Below are 16,356 nucleotides of genomic sequence, written 5' to 3' on the forward strand. Positions count from 1 at the left end.
ACTTGGAGCAGATCTTGCCAGTGTGTTTCAATTAGGTCCCAGTCAACGGTATCACTAAACAACTGATCAATGTGGTGATATTTTGTGTCCTTATCAGCCCTGTAAAATTTTAAATCCTTCCAATTTCGAATACGAGGCATTAAATTAATCCCCAATAAATGTGCAAGTGCAAAAACAGGCGTTGATTGACCTTGCGTATCAGCATGTAACGTATCGGGCTGAATGTCTGATTTATTTTTCAGCAAACCATCAATAATATAAACTGCTTCCCAAACTCCACATGGAATGAAGTGACTAAAGAGTGCAATATAAGTATCTGAAACATGATGATATGCAATCCCCCCATAACCTCCGTATCGAATGTGGTATTCAGAGATTAAGTTTTCTTCGTAGAGATCAAATTTTGTTCCATCTGCAGCAGCCGTTTTTCCATCACCCCATAGTCTAGGCAAACTAAATTGATTGTATTGATTTAAAATATTACGAATAGCTTCGTCTATTTTAGATGCATTAATATGTCGCCGATTTACAAATGAAATCATGTGTGGGGTTACTGCTTTTTTCATGTGCTTAGAAGTCTGTGTTGGTCCTAAATTACATCCGTATCCAAAAGAAGTAATGATATAACGTTCCATTGCATTTTCAAGCTTAGGATCTGAACCAGATAATGGTCCAAAATGCCGTGTCCAATTTGTCCAATGTTCTACATTACAAAGAATATCTAAGACATTTCGTTCAGGTAACCGTTGAGAAATAACTACCTCTAACGCCTTACTTGTCTGAGGTTGTTCTTTTCTCATTATTTTTCTCAACGTTGGTTCTCCATTTTCATTAATGATTACCTGGCCGTTATCAGGGTAGTTTAAATCTACTTTTTGTGCAGTATCTCCTAGCCAGAGCTTTAATTGTTGAACAAAATCCCCTGAATTTGAAGAAAAGCCAAGTTCCTTACAGTATTCATCTACCATAGGTTTACACTCATCCCAAGAAAGGAGCTGTTCACGGTAATCAGCAAAATTCTCTGATCCTTTTACACAAAGGTCTCCCGTTTTTAAATCGCTTGCAAGATAGGAAAAAATACAGATTTCAAGGTGTTTACGATGGATTAAGTTATTTTCTTTAGGTACATAAATCGTTTTTTTCCACTGTTCACTAGCAAATGAAAGATCCAAATCTATTTGTAGCTTTACAATTTTTCGGTTCTCATTATCACGTAAAAATTGTAAAGCTTCTAAAAGTGATTGATCCTGTGTGGTTGAATTAATTTCAATCATACTAATCAATCTAAAAAGAGTTTTCCTGTGGCTTTTATAGAACTTCCATAAAAGAGGAAGGTAGTTATTGCCATTATATGATGAAATTGATTCACAATCTTCTTTTAATGCGTCGATACCACCTCTTCTCCCTAATAACTCCCTTATTTTCTGACCAGTCAAGGTATCGTTCTCATTTATACTTGTGGCATTTAAGACTTCCGCCAAAACAGATATAAGATTTTCAGTTTTTGATCTATGTTTTTCTCGAAGAAGTTCTAGCTCCTCTTTGCCTTTGTTATGTATAGTTCTGACTCTTTTGAGAAACATCTCTACCAAACTATCTATAGCTGAAATTTTTGAGCGATAAATCATACAAAGTAGCAGCATATATCTTTTAGCTAAATTAAAGTCTTTTAATTCTGATGCATCAAGCGCTTTTGCTTCTAAAGCGAAGTGTTTAATTTTTAAATTTGGAATATCCTCTAGTAAGCTATCAATTTCTTCTATAAAATCAGTTAACAGAAGTAACCTATTTTGTATTTCTTTCATATGCGAAAGTGTTGCGCTTTTTGGAATTTCTTTTAATAAGTTATATTCAGAAGTCCGATTATCATTTTTAGTAACTAGTAATTGATCTAATTTTCGCTCAATTTCAGGAGTCAATTTTGAAAATACTGAATTAAATAACTGGTGATTCACTAATGTTCTTATACGACGAGCCAATCGATCTAATGTACTAAAAGCAGGTAATTCACACCTTTCTTTTATTAATATTTCAATGGATACGTTGATAAGATCGGCTGGATTGTCCATTACCTGTGTAGCCTTATAAATTGAAGTAGTTGCAATATGTAAGGCTTCTTTTCCATAAGGACGTACATTGAGGTAATCTCTAATTGCTTTTTGATGTCGGTAAATTGATTTACTATTGTAATTCGGTTCAACACTAGCAGAGAGATTCAAACAGGTCCGAATATGAATCATGATCTCTACAGGAATATCTTTCGGTGGAGGAAAGTAACCAAGTCGTTGGAAAGACTTTAACATAACTAATAGACTTAGAACTGAAACAGGTCCTCTAGCAACTTTATGCGCAAATTGGTTTTCTTCAGGTGTAGGGGAGTAAACATCACGAAGTTCTTTTGAAGTAGGACGTTTTTTAAATCTTGGATAAGCCGTACGTTCTATAGATGACAAATTACCAACTCCATTCAAATTAAGTTGGGGGTGGTGACAGAGTAGCTGCCCTAGTCCGTCACATAATTCCCTAAAAATATAAGAGATTATTAATTTGCTTCTACTAGTTTTCTTTTATTAATCGCTCGATATAATGATCCCTGTGAAAGTCCTGTACCTTCTACAATTTCTTTTACCGAGTATTCTTTACTGTCATACATCCTCAAGGCTATTTCAATTTTCCCTTGATCCACTTTAGGCCTTCCTAGTTTTTTTCCTCTTCTTTTACTCGCTTCTAACCCTTCTTTAACTCTTTCTACAATTAAATTTCTTTCTAACTCTGCGATGACACACATCATTTGAAACATGGCTTTTCCCGTTGATGTTCTTGTATCCATGTTCTCCTTAATAGAAACGAACTTTACACCAGTATCCTCGAATTGCTGAATAATAGAAAGAATATCAAGTGTTTTTCTCCCTAAGCGTGAAATACTTTCTACTACAACGGTATCACCTTTCCTTATTACATCTAGCAATGAGTTAAGTCCATCTCTATCCTTTGTAGTCCCAGTAAATTTCTCTTGAACCATTTTTTCACAGCCGTACTCAGAAAGTAATATAATTTGTCGGTCTAAATTTTGGTCAACTGTCGAAACTCGAGCATAACCGATTATCATAAAGAAGCCTCCTGCACAATTTAATAATCTAATTGTACAAGAGACATCATTTTTGTAAAAGTATTTGGTAAAACTTTTGGTAATTATTTTTGGTAACCTATAAAATTAGTAAAATCAAGCATCAGTATTTCTCATAAATATTGTTACAAAAAATATGGTTTTTGGTAACAATCTTTTTATTAATACAAAACCAATCAGATATAATTATTTTGATAAACGCTCCATGAGAGTAGCTTTTTCTGCTTCAAAACCAGGTTTGTCAAGTAAAGCAAACATATTCTTCTTGTATGCTTCGACTCCAGGCTGGTCAAATGGGTTAACTCCTAATAGATGGCCACTAATCCCACATGCCTTCTCAAAAAAGTAAACCATCTCACCGTAAGTGTATTCATTCATTTCATCCAGTTCAATCACGAGATTAGGTACTTCTCCATCTATATGGGCCATAAGGGTACCCTGAAATGCACTTTTGTTGACTTCATCCATCGTCTTACCTGCCAGGAAGTTTAATCCATCAATATTTTCTGGATCCTCCTGAATAGTCACTTCAATTCGAGGTTTCTTAATCTGTAAAACCGTTTCTAAAAGGTTTCGTCGACCTTCTTGTACATATTGCCCCATGGAATGCAAATCCGTTGAAAAATCAACGGAAGCAGGGAATAGCCCCTTTTGATCTTTTCCTTCACTTTCCCCAAACAGCTGCTTCCACCATTCCGATACGTAGTGAAGGGAGGGCTCATAGTTAACAAGCACTTCAATTGCTTTTCCCTTATTGTAGAGTACATTTCGGACCGCAGCATACTGATAGCTCTCATTTGTCAATAAATCAGGATTGTTGTATTTACGGGCTGCTGCTGCTGCCCCTTCCATCATATGATCAATATCAAGTCCTGCTACGGCAATTGGTAAGAGACCAACTGCTGTTAGCACAGAATACCTTCCACCAACATCATCCGGAATAACGAACGTTTCATATCCTTCTTCGTCCGCAAGCTTTTTTAATGCGCCTTTTTTCTGATCTGTAGTAGCAAAAATACGTTTTCTCGCCTCTTCTTTTCCGTATTTTTTCTCCATATAGTCACGGAAAATACGGAAAGCAAGGGCTGGCTCTGTCGTTGTTCCTGATTTAGAAATGACGTTAACAGAGATATCTTTCCCCTCTAATAGTTCAAATAAATGAGATATATAAGTAGAACTGATATTCTGACCGGCAAAATAAACATGTGTCTTATTGTTCATCTGGTTATGAAAGCTATGGGACAGAGATTCTATAGCCGATCTTGCCCCCAGGTACGAACCACCAATACCAATTACAACCATTGCGTCTGAATGTTTCTTGATTCTTTCAGCAGCTTGTTTAATTCTTTCAAATTCACTCTTATCATAGTTTAGTGGCAAATCGACCCAACCAAGATAATCAGAGCCGGGGCCTGTTTTTTCATGTAGCATTTTATGAGCCACTTTTACAAATTCACTTAGATTATCTACTTCACTCTTTTTCATAAATGCTAATGCATTGGAGTAATCAAACGAAATAGTCATACATTACTTCCCCTTTCAATCAAATTTAGCTTAGCTGCTTCAATCGGAGATCCTTCTCCGTAAAAAAGATCTCTCGGCATAGTAAAACGTTTCATGTTAGTGCATTCTCCTTTTCTACAGTATATAAGGGAAGTTTTTAAAAACACATTTAAACTCCCCCTTTTCAATTTTGAAAAATCCTTAGTGGGACCGTGTAATTATCAATAGCGTACATTAAAAGATAGTTAGTATTAAGAAAACTCAATGGTCCCTCTCTACATCGGCACTTAGTATGTCTTCTGTTTTGATTTCAAGTAATATTTCCAAGAATCTTATCGTTCCTAATACTTTTCGAGTGTCTCCCTCATTTTGAACATTCTCCATTTTCTTTTGTTGGATCAGTTCACTTATTACTTGCTTGAAAGCATTGGTTTTTATAAGCCATTCTCCAACCAGTAGCTTAGTTGAGTCTCTCTCGTGTTCGGTTTTGACAGCAAATAAACTTTCGGTATCTGTCTCTCTTAACGTGATTGAATTAAAATCTTCGCTCATTTGAATCCGAAAATAATTCCTTTCACTATCATAATATTTTCCGTCCCTTAGAAGAAAATACTCTATCCCTAATACTATTTCATAAAAGGGCTCATTATCTGATGGAGAATGGAGTTCTTTTACTTCGATATTCTTCACCATGTCTAAATAGGTTTCTAAACCATATTGTGTGTTAATGATTTTTGCATCCAATACGTTCATGATGTCACACCTCAATATTGTTTTATTTTTTTGGCTCTGTTAAACTTGTCTGTTGGCTCCAGGTGCTCGCTTTCCGCGGGCGAGCCGGGAGCCTCCTCGGCGCTGTGCGGCTGCGGGGTCTCCCTTGTCCTGTTTTTCCCACAGGACGTTGAATCATCATCCGTGAATAGGCACCGCACGAGAAAATGTGAATGCATTTTCGAGGAGTCTCGCTCCTTCCGCTTCAATCAACATAGTTAGCACTATCAACGACTTAAGTAAATCTACCAATTTTTGGGATATACCAAACTAAAAATCCAATGAATTTCCGGCTCATTTTAACGAAAGACATATACAGCAGATGACTTTATGATTTTTCCACAGCATGTCCGCCAAATTCATTACGAAGGGAAGCTACCACTTTACCTGTAAATGTATCATTGTCTAATGAACGGTAACGCATTAGTAAAGACATAGCGATAACAGGGGTAGCTGTTTGAAGATCCAAAGCGGTTTCAACTGTCCATTTCCCTTCCCCAGAAGAATGCATAATGCCCTTAATTTCATCTAATTTTGCATCTTTAGAAAATGCGCGTTCTGTCAATTCCATGAGCCATGAGCGGATGACAGAACCGTTATTCCACACCCGTGCCACTTTTTCATAGTCAAAATCGAAATCGCTTTTTTCCAGGACTTCGAATCCTTCACCAATGGCGGCCATCATTCCGTATTCTATTCCATTGTGGACCATTTTTAAGAAGTGGCCACTACCAGATTTCCCAGCATATAAATACCCATTATCTACAGCTGTATCTCTAAAAATCGGCTCGACAATGCTCCATGCTTCAGGATCTCCACCAATCATATAACAAGCACCATAGCGAGCACCTTCCATCCCCCCAGAAGTACCGGCATCCATAAAGCTCACTCCAACTTTCTTCAACTGTTCGTAACGACGAATGGATTCCTTATAATGCGAATTACCAGCTTCAATGACGATATCTCCTTCACTTAGAAATGGTGTGATTTCACTAATAACTGAATCAACGACGGAGTGTGGGACCATTATCCAAACAACTCGTGGCTTTTCTAATGATTGAACAAGATCTTGTAAACTGGATGCTCCTTCAACTCCATATTTTTTAATTTCTTCAATAGTATTTGTATTTAGATCAAACGCCATTACACGGTGTTTATTGTCAATTAAGTTTTTTCCTAAGTTCATACCCATTTTCCCTAATCCAATTAATCCTACTTTCACTTGAGTTTCCTCCTTTAAATTACAAAAAATAGCGTGTATTATTATGCTACCCATTTGTTGTTCTTCATGGTCTCCTTATGGAACCATAAGGATTCAACAAATACTTTAAGTTCCTTGGGTAAATCGCGTAACAATTATCTGTCAAATCCAACCTCGGTTTGCTCTCTTCATACCAATAGCCTTCCAGGGAGGTGCGGATTAAACTCCCCCCCTGGTTTCCCACCATTTAAAACCATCCTCCTCCAATAATTGCGAAGCAGCTTGTGGCCCCATCGAACCGGCTTGATATAGGTGGAGTGGAAGGGCATTTTCCTCAAACGCCTCTAAAACGGGCTGTACCCATTTCCAAGATAATTCAACTTCGTCCCAATGAGCAAAGAAGGTAGAGTCCCCACGCAGAGCATCGAATATTAAGAGTTCATAAGCTTCTGGTATGTCTTTTGTACTTGCTGAGAAGTCAACAATTATCGGCTCCAAATTTCCATTTGTTAAATTTTTGCTATTTAATTGCATCGACACACCCTCATTTGGACTTACTTTGATAACTAATAGATTGGGTTCTGCAAATTGATTCTCGTTAGTATACACATTTTTCGTTGGATTCTTGAATTCAATCACAATCCGCGTCGACTTTTCCTTCATTCTTTTTCCTGTCCGGATATAAAATGGCACCCCATCCCAGAATGAACTATCAATCCATAAACGAGCAGCCACAAATGTATCGTTTGTGGAAGAAGCATTCACTCCAGGTTCTTCTAAATATCCGACTACAGGTTTACCCTTTATTTCCCCCGGTCCATATTGACCACGAACAACGTGGATACCTACAGTATCTTTCTGTACAGGCCGAAGAGAGTCCATAACTTTTCTTTTCACTGTACGGATATCGTTCGTGCTCATCTGTTTTGGCTGATGCATGGCCGTCATCATCAACAGCTGCATCATATGATTTTGGACCATATCACGAATAGCCCCTGCTTTTTCATAATAACTAGCTCTCTCTTCTACACCAACCGTTTCACTAGCCGTTATTTGCACATTGGCAATATACCGATTGTTCCATAGTGATTGCAGCACAGGGTTGGCAAATTCTAAAGCTTCAAGGTTTTGAACCATCGGTTTTCCAAGATAATGGTCAATCCTGAAAATTTCGTCTTCTTCAAAAGCTTTGCTTAGTTTTTCATTTAAATCTTGAGCAGATTTTAAATCACGCCCAAATGGTTTTTCGATCATTAATCGTTTCCATCCTTTTGTCGAGCCTAATCCACTCTCCTTGATGTTCAAAGCAATTACATCAAAGAATTCAGGAGCAACAGAAAGATAAAACATTCGATTCTCTTCAATACTCTGGTCTTTTTCATTTTGTTGAACGACTTCAACTAACTTCTTATACCCTTCAGCATTCGTGAAATCTAACTGGCAATAACGAAATGCCTTTACAAACTCTTGTTTTTCGGATTTATCATTTATCAAGTGTCTAGAAAAAGTGTATAGCGAGTCTGTTACATGGTTTTGAAAATCAACATCAGACATTTCGTCTATTCCTACACCAATGATCAAAAAAGAATCTGGTAATTTTTGATTCAAATATAAATTAAACAAGGCAGGGTAGATTTTTCGCTTAGCTAAATCCCCAGTTGCCCCAAATAAGACAAACGTCATAGAATCCACTTTTCATTCCTCCACTTTTTCAAAGCATTTTCAAATAGAAAAATGTCTGATTTTCTTCGTTTCCCCTACAAAACAACAAGGATTTTCGCTATTGCGTTATCCTACTTTTGGATGTAAGTTTCGTTTATTTCTCCCAGCTTGTCCGGTAATAATGATATCTCTTAATTGAGAATGTCCACATTTTGGACAGGTTTCATTATTTATGGTGATGATTAGACATCTTTCACAAACTTTTCGCTGCTTAGTTTTGAACCTTTCCATGCGGATCTCTCCTTTCGTAAAAAGCAACAACATGTATAAATTATTAAATGAAGTTTCACTTCATCTCACCATGCTTGTAGCAGTATTCCCTTAAGGTTTGGTAGTATTCTTTAAGCTCGCTATTACTTGAGCAAAATCAGTATATTACGTATGTTATACTTTTGAAAGTACGCACTTTATTAACATATAGATACATTGGTATAACATAGTGTTAAAAATAATACTATAAACTTGAATCCAATACCAAGAGTGAAAAGCCAAGGACAGCGATTATACAAGATTCGCTGCCCTTGGCTTTTTAGTAACTGATTCTTTTATTAAATGTTGTGTTTAAATGTTGTGTTTTTTCAACCTTTTAAATACGTAGAGATATAAAAAAACACGGACAGCATCTTTATTAAGATAGCTAACCGTGGTTTGTTAGTATATGAACTTTTTTACACTTTTTCGAACCCCTAGGAGAAACTCTTTTTTCTACTGAATAGACGATTTGTTTTCTGTTTCTTTTTCCAATACATTCTCAATATAATCTTTACCCCAGTCATACATAGCATCCAGAATAGGCATCAGACTTCTTCCATACTCAGTGAGTGAGTATTCAACTTTTGGTGGAACGACAGGATAGACTTCACGATGAACAATCAAATGGTCTTCAAGTTCGCGCAATTGATTAACAAGCATTCTTTGAGTGATACCCGGCATGAGGGCCTTTAGTTCACCAAAACGTTTGGTTCCTTCTTTTCCTAGATGCCACAATACCAACATTTTCCATTTTCCACCAATAATCGAAAGAGTCAATTCTTTTTCACAATTAAACACTTTTTCCCCAAGATTCGGCATTCATTTCACCTCCAACCCTTATTATGTCCCATAGTATACTTTTTGTTACTATATGATAAAAAAGTGCATACTTTTAATTTAGTAACATACCCAGTATACTGAGTATCATACCGTTAGTAAATAGCTATCAATTGGATACAATAACACTGTGCAAAAGAAAGCTATACGGCACAATATACTATTATATAAGGAGCGAGTAATAAATGAAATTACAATTAGCATTAGATCTTGTAGATATTCCAGGAGCCATTGAATTGGTGAAAGAAGTAGAAAATCATATAGATGTTGTAGAAATCGGCACGCCGGTTGTGATTAATGAAGGCCTTAAAGCAGTAAAGGAAGTGAAAGCTGCCTTCCCTAACTTAACTGTATTAGCTGACCTTAAAATCATGGATGCAGCTGGATATGAAGTTAGCCAAGCATCTGCAGCAGGCGCTGACATCATCACCATTCTTGGTACAGCTGAAGACGAGTCCATTAAAGGTGCTGTAGAAGAAGCAAAAAAACAAGGTAAACAAATCCTTGCTGATATGATCGCAGTTAAAGACATTGAAGGTCGTGCGAAAGAACTGGATGAACTAGGAGTAGATTATATCTGCGTTCACACAGGTTATGACCTTCAAGCTGTAGGAAAAAATTCTTTCGAAGACCTTGCAACCATTAAGAGCGTTGTAAAAAATGCGAAAACTGCTATTGCAGGCGGAATCAAATTAGAAACACTTCCAGATGTGATTAAAGTACAACCAGATCTTGTCATCGTAGGTGGCGGTATCACAAGCAAAGACGATAAAAAAGCAGTTGCAGCTAAAATGCAAGAATTGATTAAACAAGGTTCATTATAACTATGAAAACTACTCAATATTTAGCTGAAGTCGTTCAAGAATTAAGTCGGACAGTCGACTTAATCTCTGACGAAGAAGCAGAGAAGTTGGTTAATAAGATTCTGGAATCCAAAAAAATCTTTGTTGCAGGTGCGGGCAGATCTGGATTTATGGGCAAATCTTTCGTGATGAGAATGATGCACATGGGGATCGATGCTTATGTAATCGGTGAAACTGTAACAGCAAATTTAGAAAAAGATGATTTGTTGATCATCGGTTCAGGTTCAGGTGAAACGAAAACCTTGGTTTCAATCGCTGAAAAAGCAAAAAGTTTAGGTGGGACGGTCGCAGCTGTAACGATTTCCCCTGACTCCACGATTGGAAAATTAGCTGATATTATCATTAAATTGCCTGGATCACCGAAAGATCAATCTGAAAGTGAATATAAGACCATACAACCAATGGGGTCACTTTTTGAGCAAACGATGTTATTATTTTATGATGCATTGATCTTGCGTTTTATGGAAAAAAAAGGCTTAGACTCTACTAAAATGTACGGCAAACATGCCAATCTCGAATAGAGTACACTTTAAAAAATATGGAAACATCGTAAAGACCGCATTTATTTCTTTTATGAATTGCGGTCTTTACTGCATATTACAAATAACACAGTCCATACAGGAAAGAAAAAATAGCCTCTGATTCAGTCCCTTCTATGGCCGGATCAGAGATCATTATTGGGTGGGGCACAGCCAAGAATTTAGCCATCACTCACAGTATGAGCCCTATTTGGGTTATCACCAATATTTCACTGGTAGGCCCCATGTCTATATAAGTTTTTTTATGGGAAAATAAAATCCTATTGGCGATGAAAAACGCTTCATAAGTGTAGTAAACAAAACTCTTCGTTTTATAAAACAAAGGAATGAGGTTGAATAAATGGTTCAATTCGGCGTAATCGGTACTAATTGGATTACAGAAAGATTACTTGAAGCAGCAAATGATGTAGAAGATTTTAAACTAACTGCTGTTTATTCTCGCACGATTAGTAGAGCAGAAGAATTTGCAAGTAAATATGGAGTAACAAAAATATTTACAAACCTAAAAGAAATGGCAGTTAGTCAAGAAATTGACGCGGTGTACATTGGCTACTCCCAATTCATATCACGCAGAACAAGCTATTTTATTTTTGCAAAATGGCAAACATGTGTTATGTGAAAAGCCACTGGCTGTTAATGCAACCGAAGTAGCGAGGATGATTCAAGCCGCAAAAGATCATAACGCCCTATTAATGGAAGCAATGAAATCAACCTTACTTCCAAACTTCAAGGTCATTCAAGATAATTTACATAAAATTGGTCCTATCCGTAGATACTTTGCAAGCTATTGTCAGTATTCATCTCGTTATGATAAATACAAAGAAGGAATTGTCCTTAATGCCTTCAATCCAGAGTTTGCGAACGGTTCATTAATGGACCTTGGTGTCTATTGTTTGTATCCACTTATTACATTATTTGGTGAACCAAAAGAAGTGAAGGCAACTGGCATTATGCTTGATTCGGGTGTGGATGGTGAAGGTAGCGTCATCTTAAAATATGATGATAAAGATGCGATTGTGATGTATTCCAAAATAACGAACTCTTATTTACCAAGCGAAATTCAAGGCGAAAAAGGAAGTATCATGATTGATAAGATTCATACGGCTGAAAAAGTAGAAATTCACTACACTGACGGCACGGTTGAACAATTAACAGTCGACCAATCTCATCCAGCTATGTATTACGAAGTGAAAGAATTTATTGAATTAATCAACCGAGGAAAAACAGAGTCTGATACTAACTCATATAAAAATTCATACACCACGATACAAGTGTTGGATAAAGTGAGAGATGAAATAGGTCTTGTATATCAAAGTGATCATAAGTGAAAAAACACAAAAACCCCTACAGCGACTTGTATTATTCTCTTGAGAAATTACGAATCTGGCCTGTTTGTCGAAGAATAAAAGAAATCGTTTTAGAACTTACCTAAACTATTTTGCATCCATTCTTTTTTATAAGAGCATTATAGCATTTTCTACCCGGCTAACAAATTTTAAAGGACTTTTGCTTATTATGCAAAGGTTCAATGCTCATTTTTTAAGATGTGTTTCTTCTTATTAATTTGTGATTTAGTTTAAGTATTCCTTAATAGGAGTAGCGACAATGACACTACCCCTATTAGGATCCTACCAACAACCGCACTTTTCTGACCCCACCCTACCCTACAGAGTAAAAAGGGTTGTAAATGTAAAAAAAATCCATGCTATGACCCTTTTTTACAAGTACCTCGGTCGTACCCCGATATGAGTGTATGGCCAACCGGGATACCGAAGAACAGCTAATTGAACGGCAAACCCTAAACGGTTTTCTTCCCTCCTTCGCTTATTAACTATTTCTAAATCACGTTTGGAAAAAGTGAAGTAGGTCCCCAATATCCATTCATCTTCAGGGATTTGCATAAAAGACTGTCTCTGTTCCGGTGTAAGCAATTCTCTACCTCTCGCAATTTTCATTCAGTATCATCCCATTTCTGTATTTTTCAATTTATTAGTTCAATTATATATCAATAGAGTGTACTCTATTGATACAAGTGTAGTAGACTGATAAAATCATAGTTAAGAGCGTCTCATAAGACTTGTCTCAAAAACGAGGTGATATTTTGCGAAAAATCGGTTATATACGTGTCAGTTCGACTAGCCAAAACCCTTCAAGGCAATTTCAGCAGCTGAACGAAATCGGAATGGATATTATATACGAAGAAAAAGTTTCTGGGGCAACAAAGAAACGTGAGGAACTTCAAAAAATGTTAGAGGATTTACAGGAAGGTGACATTATTTATGTTACAGATTTAACTCGAATCACTCGAAGTACGCAGGACTTGTTTGAATTAATTGATTTAATACGAAGTAAAAAGGCCAGTTTAAAGTCCCTAAAGGATACGTGGTTAGATTTATCAGAAGATAATCCATACAGCCAATTCTTAATTACAGTAATGGCTGGAGTTAATCAGTTAGAGAGAGATCTTATCCGTATGCGTCAACGTGAAGGGATTGAGCTGGCTAAGAAAGAAGGAAAGTTTAAAGGTCGGATAAAGAAATATCATAAAAATCATGCGGGAATGAATTATGCAGTAAAGCTATATAAAGAAGGAAATATGACTGTAAATCAAATTTGTGAAATTACAAATGTGTCTAGGGCTTCATTATATAGAAAGCTATCGGAAGAGAACAAATAGTTCAGTCCTATTCCATTAAAGGGCCAGATTATGAAGTAACCCCTTTAAAGAAAATCAGATCCTTATCCTATGTTTTAAAGGAGATTATGAATTATGTACTTAAAGTCTTATGCAGTTTGGTTATTTTGTTATTAGAATTGGGTACTCCAATTCTTTTTTTATGAATTTTTTTATTCATTCAAATAAACACTTGAATGAATTATTAAAAATGGTTATACTATATTCAAGCAAACACTTGAATGAGATTGAGGTGAGAATATGATTAAGAAAGATACTTGTCAAATTTATTGTTATGACGAAGAAAAGGTCAATCGAATACAAGGTAATTTACAGACAGTAGATATTTCTAGTGTTGCCCAAATGTTAAAAGCTATTGCAGATGAAAATAGAGCAAAAATTACCTATGCTTTGTGTCAAGATGACGAACTGTGTGTGTGTGATATAGCAAATATTATAGGTGTTACGGTTGCAAATGCTTCTCATCATTTACGCTCCCTTCATAAACAGGGGATTGTGAAATTTAGAAAAGAAGGCAAACTGGCATTTTATTCATTAGATGATGAGCATATCAGACAAATTATGATGATTGCATTAGCACATAAGAAAGAGGTGAAGAGCAATGTCTAGTGAGAAAGCAAAACTATCTGAAGAAGAAATGAAAGCCTATCGTGTTCAAGGATTTACTTGTACTAACTGTGCAGCCATTTTTGAAAATAATGTTAAAGAACTTCCCGGTGTTCAGGATGCGAAAGTAAACTTCGGAGCATCCAAAGTTTATGTTAAAGGGACGACAACCATTGAAGAATTAGAAAAAGCAGGAGCATTTGAAAATTTAAAAATTCGAGATGAAAAAGAACAAAGGGTAGAACGAGAACCTTTTTGGAAGCAGAAAGAAAACGCTAAGGTATATATATCAGCCCTTTTACTTGTAGTTAGCTGGTTCTTAGGAGAACAGTATGGTGAGGAGCATGTTCTACCGACAATTGGTTATGCAGCGTCCATTTTAATCGGTGGATATTCGTTATTCATTAAAGGTCTCAAAAATCTAAGTAGATTAAATTTCGATATGAATACGCTTATGACTATTGCCATTATAGGAGCTGCAATCATTGGTGAATGGGGTGAAGGGGCAACCGTTGTTATCCTATTTGCGATTAGTGAAGCATTAGAGCGTTATTCAATGGATAAAGCACGTCAATCTATTGAATCTTTAATGGATATTGCCCCAAAAGAAGCGTTAATTCGACGAGGCAATGAAGAAATGATGATTCATGTTGATGATATTCAAGTTGGAGACATCATGATTGTTAAGCCCGGTCAAAAGTTAGCAATGGATGGAGTAGTGGTTAAAGGTACATCGACATTAAATCAGGCTGCGATTACAGGTGAAAGTGTTCCAGTAATGAAAAACACAGATGATGAAGTATTTGCAGGAACCTTGAATGAAGAAGGGTTACTTGAGGTTAAAGTAACAAAACGAGTTGAAGATACTACTCTTTCAAAAATCATTCACTTGGTAGAAGAAGCTCAAGCAGAGCGGGCCCCTTCTCAAGCGTTTGTCGATAAATTTGCTAAATACTATACACCAGCTATTGTGATACTAGCTCTTTTAATTGCGGTAGTTCCACCATTATTTGGGGGAGACTGGAGCCAATGGATTTATCAAGGATTAGCTGTATTAGTGGTTGGTTGTCCTTGTGCCTTAGTAGTCTCAACTCCAGTTGCTGTTGTTACAGCAATAGGAAATGCAGCGAAAAATGGTGTTTTAATTAAAGGTGGTATCCATTTAGAAGAAGCAGGACACTTAAAAGCGATTGCTTTTGATAAAACAGGAACATTAACAAAAGGGATTCCTGCTGTAACAGACATTGTGACATATGGTGGAAATGAAAATGAATTAATGACCATAACAGCAGCCATTGAAAAAGGATCGCAGCATCCACTTGCTTCAGCAATTATGAGAAAAGCAGAAGAAAATGGATCAGACTTTAATGATGTAATGGTTGAAGACTTCCAATCCATTACGGGCAAAGGTGTAAAAGCCAAAGTAAATAACGAAATGTATTATGTCGGAAGCCCAGCACTTTTTGAAGAATTACATGGAAGCATTGAAAGTGATAGAAAACAAAAGATTACAGAAATGCAGATCCAAGGAAAAACCGTGATGGTGCTAGGAACGAAAAAAGAGATTCTTTCGTTAATTGCTGTAGCTGATGAAATTAGGGAAACATCAAAAGAAGTTATCGGAAAATTGAATAATATTGGAATAGAAACAGTAATGCTTACAGGTGATAATCAGAGAACTGCAACTGCAATTGGAAAACAAATTGGTGTTTCTGATATTAGAGCTGATTTACTTCCAGAGGATAAGTTGAATTTCATTAAAGAACTTCGAGAAAAACATCAAAGTGTGGGAATGGTCGGAGATGGCGTGAACGATGCTCCAGCACTTGCAGCATCTACCGTTGGTGTAGCGATGGGTGGTGCTGGAACTGATACAGCTTTAGAAACGGCTGACATCGCATTAATGTCTGATGATTTGAGTAGATTACCATATACAATAAAATTAAGCCGTAAGGCTTTAGCAATCATCAAGCAAAACATTACCTTCTCTTTGGCGATTAAATTAGTGGCATTACTGTTGGTCATGCCCGGTTGGTTAACACTATGGATAGCGATATTTGCTGATATGGGAGCAACTTTACTTGTAACATTAAACAGTTTACGCTTATTGAAAATCAAAGAATAGGTTCTAAAATGGGCTTCAACAATCAGGTGTGATAATTGAAAACAATGTTATGCTTCAATAGGGATATTAACAGGAATAATCATGGAATTACAGTTGCTGTATTAGTAGGGTAAAA

12 protein-coding genes and 2 pseudogenes are annotated in these 16,356 nt (G+C 36.5%); 6 read left to right on the forward strand and 8 right to left on the reverse strand.

The window, feature by feature from the left end:
• The 7 genes from Q9R36_RS24080 to Q9R36_RS24110 form a co-directional block, all read right to left on the reverse strand.
• Positions 1 to 2,453 (reverse strand): Tn3 family transposase (locus Q9R36_RS24080; RefSeq protein ID WP_311226017.1); only part of this gene is annotated, 2,453 nt, incomplete at its 3' end.
• Between the two features lie 89 nt (positions 2,454 to 2,542).
• Positions 2,543 to 3,109, reverse strand: coding sequence for a recombinase family protein (locus tag Q9R36_RS24085; RefSeq protein ID WP_066154495.1), 567 nt, complete (start codon positions 3,107 to 3,109; stop codon positions 2,543 to 2,545).
• Positions 3,110 to 3,313: 204 nt separating this feature from the next.
• Positions 3,314 to 4,651, reverse strand: a complete 1,338-nt coding sequence (locus Q9R36_RS24090; RefSeq protein ID WP_031538331.1) for a glucose-6-phosphate isomerase — start codon at positions 4,649 to 4,651, stop codon at positions 3,314 to 3,316.
• Between the two features lie 240 nt (positions 4,652 to 4,891).
• Complete coding sequence (locus Q9R36_RS24095; protein WP_031538332.1) at positions 4,892 to 5,383, reverse strand: hypothetical protein; 492 nt, start codon at positions 5,381 to 5,383, stop codon at positions 4,892 to 4,894.
• Between the two features lie 346 nt (positions 5,384 to 5,729).
• A complete protein-coding gene (gene gnd, locus Q9R36_RS24100) occupies positions 5,730 to 6,623 on the reverse strand; it encodes a phosphogluconate dehydrogenase (NAD(+)-dependent, decarboxylating) (protein WP_031538333.1) in 894 nt (297 codons plus the stop codon).
• A gap of 198 nt (positions 6,624 to 6,821) precedes the next feature.
• A complete protein-coding gene (gene zwf / locus Q9R36_RS24105; protein WP_031538334.1) occupies positions 6,822 to 8,294 on the reverse strand; it encodes a glucose-6-phosphate dehydrogenase in 1,473 nt (490 codons plus the stop codon).
• Positions 8,295 to 9,029: 735 nt separating this feature from the next.
• Complete coding sequence (locus Q9R36_RS24110; protein WP_031538335.1) at positions 9,030 to 9,395, reverse strand: winged helix-turn-helix transcriptional regulator; 366 nt, start codon at positions 9,393 to 9,395, stop codon at positions 9,030 to 9,032.
• Positions 9,396 to 9,598: 203 nt separating this feature from the next.
• Between Q9R36_RS24110 and hxlA the strand changes: the two genes are divergently transcribed.
• The 3 genes and pseudogenes from hxlA (at position 9,599) to Q9R36_RS24125 (ending at position 12,143) form a co-directional block, all read left to right on the forward strand.
• Positions 9,599 to 10,237, forward strand: a complete 639-nt coding sequence (hxlA, locus tag Q9R36_RS24115) for a 3-hexulose-6-phosphate synthase (RefSeq protein ID WP_066154434.1) — start codon at positions 9,599 to 9,601, stop codon at positions 10,235 to 10,237.
• A gap of 2 nt (positions 10,238 to 10,239) precedes the next feature.
• A complete protein-coding gene (hxlB, locus tag Q9R36_RS24120; protein WP_066154431.1) occupies positions 10,240 to 10,797 on the forward strand; it encodes a 6-phospho-3-hexuloisomerase in 558 nt (185 codons plus the stop codon).
• Positions 10,798 to 11,155: 358 nt separating this feature from the next.
• Positions 11,156 to 12,143, forward strand: a pseudogene (locus tag Q9R36_RS24125) (Gfo/Idh/MocA family protein).
• A gap of 414 nt (positions 12,144 to 12,557) precedes the next feature.
• Here Q9R36_RS24125 and Q9R36_RS26190 read toward each other — a convergent pair.
• A pseudogene (locus Q9R36_RS26190) lies at positions 12,558 to 12,770 on the reverse strand (DUF4158 domain-containing protein); the annotation flags it as partial.
• A 146-nt stretch (positions 12,771 to 12,916) separates the two neighbouring features.
• On the opposite strand from Q9R36_RS26190, the gene Q9R36_RS24130 reads away from it, so the two are divergent.
• From Q9R36_RS24130 to Q9R36_RS24140, 3 genes are all read left to right on the forward strand, one after another.
• Positions 12,917 to 13,492, forward strand: coding sequence for a recombinase family protein (locus Q9R36_RS24130; RefSeq protein WP_040037817.1), 576 nt, complete (start codon positions 12,917 to 12,919; stop codon positions 13,490 to 13,492).
• A gap of 258 nt (positions 13,493 to 13,750) precedes the next feature.
• Positions 13,751 to 14,119, forward strand: coding sequence for an ArsR/SmtB family transcription factor (locus Q9R36_RS24135; RefSeq protein ID WP_040037816.1), 369 nt, complete (start codon positions 13,751 to 13,753; stop codon positions 14,117 to 14,119).
• A complete protein-coding gene (locus tag Q9R36_RS24140) occupies positions 14,112 to 16,241 on the forward strand; it encodes a heavy metal translocating P-type ATPase (RefSeq protein WP_041098637.1) in 2,130 nt (709 codons plus the stop codon). The genes Q9R36_RS24135 and Q9R36_RS24140 overlap by 8 nt, the downstream gene beginning before the upstream one ends.
• Positions 16,242 to 16,356: the final 115 nt, after the last annotated feature.

The organism is Bacillus sp. AG4(2022) (genome assembly GCF_031844465.1).
Lineage (GTDB): Bacteria > Bacillota > Bacilli > Bacillales > Cytobacillaceae > Bacillus_AB > Bacillus_AB infantis.

Coding starts and splice junctions, on each gene's coding strand:
- Q9R36_RS24085 (WP_066154495.1), bottom strand. CDS start 3,109: ATGATAATCGGTTATGCTCGAGTTTCGACAGTTGACCAAAATTTAGAC.
- Q9R36_RS24090 (WP_031538331.1), bottom strand. CDS start 4,651: ATGACTATTTCGTTTGATTACTCCAATGCATTAGCATTTATGAAAAAG.
- Q9R36_RS24095 (WP_031538332.1), bottom strand. CDS start 5,383: ATGAACGTATTGGATGCAAAAATCATTAACACACAATATGGTTTAGAA.
- Q9R36_RS24110 (WP_031538335.1), bottom strand. CDS start 9,395: ATGCCGAATCTTGGGGAAAAAGTGTTTAATTGTGAAAAAGAATTGACT.
- hxlA (WP_066154434.1), top strand. CDS start 9,599: ATGAAATTACAATTAGCATTAGATCTTGTAGATATTCCAGGAGCCATT.
- hxlB (WP_066154431.1), top strand. CDS start 10,240: ATGAAAACTACTCAATATTTAGCTGAAGTCGTTCAAGAATTAAGTCGG.
- Q9R36_RS24135 (WP_040037816.1), top strand. CDS start 13,751: ATGATTAAGAAAGATACTTGTCAAATTTATTGTTATGACGAAGAAAAG.
- Q9R36_RS24140 (WP_041098637.1), top strand. CDS start 14,112: ATGTCTAGTGAGAAAGCAAAACTATCTGAAGAAGAAATGAAAGCCTAT.